Below are 3,490 nucleotides of genomic sequence, written 5' to 3' on the forward strand. Positions count from 1 at the left end.
CCAAAAACAAAAGTCGGAGCTTTTGGCGCACCAATGGGTTGGATGTTGATTCCTTCAGCAGTTCCTCAATTTGAATTTTCTGAGGAACAAACTCCAGATATTCGTAGAGCTGAAGGGATAGAAATAAGTCCAGGTAATTTTGGACAATCTCCGGTGAAAATCCCTGCCAACAGTAAAGTGAGTATTCTTTTGGATCAAAAATACCTGACTAATGCTTACCCAACTTTCAAATTCAGTAATGGAAAAGATGCAACAGTAAAAATAACTTATGCAGAAGCTTTGTATGGGGAGGAGCGATCCAAGGGCAATAGAGATGAAATTGAAGGCAAAGCGATTGTTGGCCGATTTGATGAGATCACAACCGATGGAACTGCCGACCAGGAATTTACCACGCTTAATTATAGAACCTATCGCTATATACAGCTGGATGTAGAAACGCAAGCGGAAGAATTGACTTTGAATGGAATGGAAGCAATGTTTACTGGATATCCATTTGAAATGAATGCAGAGTTTGGATCGGATGATCCTACTCTTCAAAAAATCCTCGAAGTGGGATGGCGGACTGCAAGACTTTGCGCAGTCGATTCCTATATGGATTGTCCCTATTATGAGCAGTTGCAATACATAGGCGATGGTCGGATTCAGGGAGTTATTTCCTATTTCAATTCCGGTGATGATCGACTGATCAAAAACTCATTGAACCAGATTTCCTATTCCCAGCAGCCTGAGGGAGTGACTTTCAGTCGTTATCCATCGGCAAGTCCTCAATACATTCCTCCATTTTCTATGTGGTATGTCGGAATGCTCCATGACTACTTAATGTATGGTTCAGATATGGAGTTTTTGCGCACAAAATTGAATTCGTCCAGATCGGTTATTTCCTACTTTCAGAGCGTTCAAGATGAAGAAGGGTCGCTGGGAACTCTTCCATTTTGGTCATTTGTAGACTGGGCAGTAGGTACGGAATGGAGACAAGGAATTCCACCAATAGGTGCAGATGGAAATTCCGCTATTTTGGATCTTCAAATGCTCCTAGCTTTACAATATGCGGCAGATTTGGAAGTACATCTTGGAGTGCAAGGTTTGGCTGATAATTACCTGAATGAAGCGGAGAAGTTGAAATCCACTATCCGCAATAAATATTGGAATTCTTCCGTCGGGCTTTTTGCAGACAGAGCTGAAAAGGATTTATTTTCTCAGCATGCCAATGCCTTGGCGATTTTAGCTGGAGTAGTTGAAGGATCTGAGGCCAAAGAAATTGGTGATAAAATGCTAAGTCTCGAAAACGATATGGTAGAGGCAACGATTTATTTCAAATATTACATCCACCAAGCGCTGGTAGAGGTGGGAATGGGAGACAAGTATCTATCTTTCCTTGATGTCTGGAGAAAAGGACTTGACCTAGGTTTGACGACTTGGGCAGAAACCTCAGATTTGGATAAAACTAGATCAGATAGCCATGCTTGGGGATCCAGTCCGAATATCGAGTTTTACCGAACAATTTTGGGAATTGACAGTGATGGACCAGCATTTAGTAAAGTTTTGATCACCCCGCATCTTGGTGAATTTGAGGAGATCTCTGGTAAAATGCCTCATCCCAAAGGCATGATTGAAGTTGACTATAATTTAAAAGGAAATCCAACTGCAAAGATTACCCTTCCACAAGGAATCACTGGAAGTTTGGTTTTTGGAGGGAAAACCTATTCATTAAATGGAGGCCTAAATTCAATTAACTTGGAATAGAATTGCTTGACTAAAAGAACTATTTCTCTTTTGCATCTCTTTAGTTATTGAAAAAATGGATTTTATAATAGTAAAGAGGAAATAATTTGAATTAAGAAACCATAATTGATTGGAAGCGATTGATTATGGTTTTCTTTATTTACTACTGTTTGAATTGTGTAAGTTTTGATTTGAAAATTAGAGTTTAATTGGTTTGAGATTGTTGAATTTTGCATAGTGAGTATAGAATAATTTTAATATTCTATATTCAAGGACCCGTCCAAGCCTATTATGAAAAGAATTGTACTTCAATTATTGCTAATTCCCCTCCTTATGGGAGTTACTAAACAGGTAATTGCTCAATCAGAATCTGAAGCAAAACCTTCTGTCAATCATTTTAATGGAACTCTCACAGCTACTTCCAATGGGATTTCGATCATTCCTTTCTTTTCTTTGGGAAGGCCAGCCTTTTTGTTTGATTTAAGTTTAGGAGGGGAGCGTCTATCCTTTGATCCTATGTTACGATTTGGAATGGATGGTAAGCCTTGGTCATTTGTTTTTTGGTGGAGATATAAAATTATTAAAAACGAAAAATTCACTTTGACTGCAGGAGCGCATCCGGCTTTCTTGTTTCAAGAGCGAGAAATCATAGTGGATGGAAAACCCAAAAATGTGTTGGTTGCTAATCGTTTTTTGGCTTGGGAAATTGCTCCTACTTATAAAATCTCGCCCCGTTCCAGTTTAGGGCTTTATTTTCTTAATGGAAACGGAATTAATCCCTATCCACCAGACCATACCTATTTTTTAGGAATGACATGGACCTTAAGTGATTTACCTATAGGAGAAAGCTTGAGGTTTAAAATGACTCCACAGTTTTATTATCTGAAAGTGGATGAGAATGATGGTATTTATGGAACTTCAACTTTTACTTTGACTAAAAATAATTTTCCAATTGGACTTCAATCTACTATGAATCAGAAGATCAAATCAGGAATTGAGGGTAATGATTTTGTCTGGAATATCAGTTTGATTTACAATTTTGCCAATGAGTATAGAAAACAATAAACCAGCTTCAAATGGAAAAAACTGAATCTTTAGAGGACTTTTACAAGAGAAAATTCAATTGGTTGCCCGAAGACTATAAAAAGGATTTTGGGCATTTCAATATGTTTCGGTTGGAGCCTTACTACGAAGGAAAGATGAAAAGCATCCCTTACAGAAGAAGGGATTTCTATAAAGTGATGCTAGTGAAAGGACAAAGTCAGGTTCATTATGCAGATCGGGTTTACGAGGTGAAAAAACAGGCACTTTCCTTTTCAAATCCTATGGTTCCTTACAAATGGGATAATAATCATTCAAAATTAGAAGGCGTTTACTGCATATTTAATCCTCATTTTTTTTCGGGATTTGGAGATATTCAGAAGTATGAGGTTTTCCAGCCAAATGGAGTTCATATTTTTGAGCTAAGCGATGAGGAAGTAGAGAAAGTAACTGAGGTTTTTGATCAAATGAATCAGGAGTTTCAGTCTGAGTATAAGTACAAATTTGACCGGATTCGCAACTTAATTCTAGAACTGGTTCATTTTGGGTTAAAGCTTCAGCCTGCAGAACTTCAGGTGGGGAGAAAGGGAAATGCTTCCCTTCGGATCGCTTCCATGTTTTTGGAACTTCTGGAAAGACAGTTTCCCATAGATGATAGCCATGCAGTGATCAATCTCCGTACTCCCAGTCAATTTGCCGATCAACTGAATATTCATGTCAATCATCT

Annotated in this window: 3 protein-coding genes; all 3 read left to right on the forward strand. The window is 38.2% G+C overall.

Annotation, left to right across the window (positions count from 1 at the left end):
* Positions 1 to 1,743: alpha-rhamnosidase (locus tag Q0L68_RS18075; RefSeq protein WP_296705660.1), on the forward strand; the 1,743-nt coding region annotated here is incomplete at its 5' end.
* Between the two features lie 270 nt (positions 1,744 to 2,013).
* Positions 2,014 to 2,787, forward strand: coding sequence for a hypothetical protein (locus tag Q0L68_RS18080; RefSeq protein ID WP_296705661.1), 774 nt, complete (start codon positions 2,014 to 2,016; stop codon positions 2,785 to 2,787).
* Between the two features lie 11 nt (positions 2,788 to 2,798).
* Positions 2,799 to 3,490: AraC family transcriptional regulator (locus Q0L68_RS18085; protein ID WP_296705662.1), on the forward strand; the 692-nt coding region annotated here is incomplete at its 3' end.

The sequence above is a fragment of the Algoriphagus sp. genome, assembly GCF_024642405.1.
Classification (GTDB): Bacteria; Bacteroidota; Bacteroidia; order Cytophagales; family Cyclobacteriaceae; genus Algoriphagus.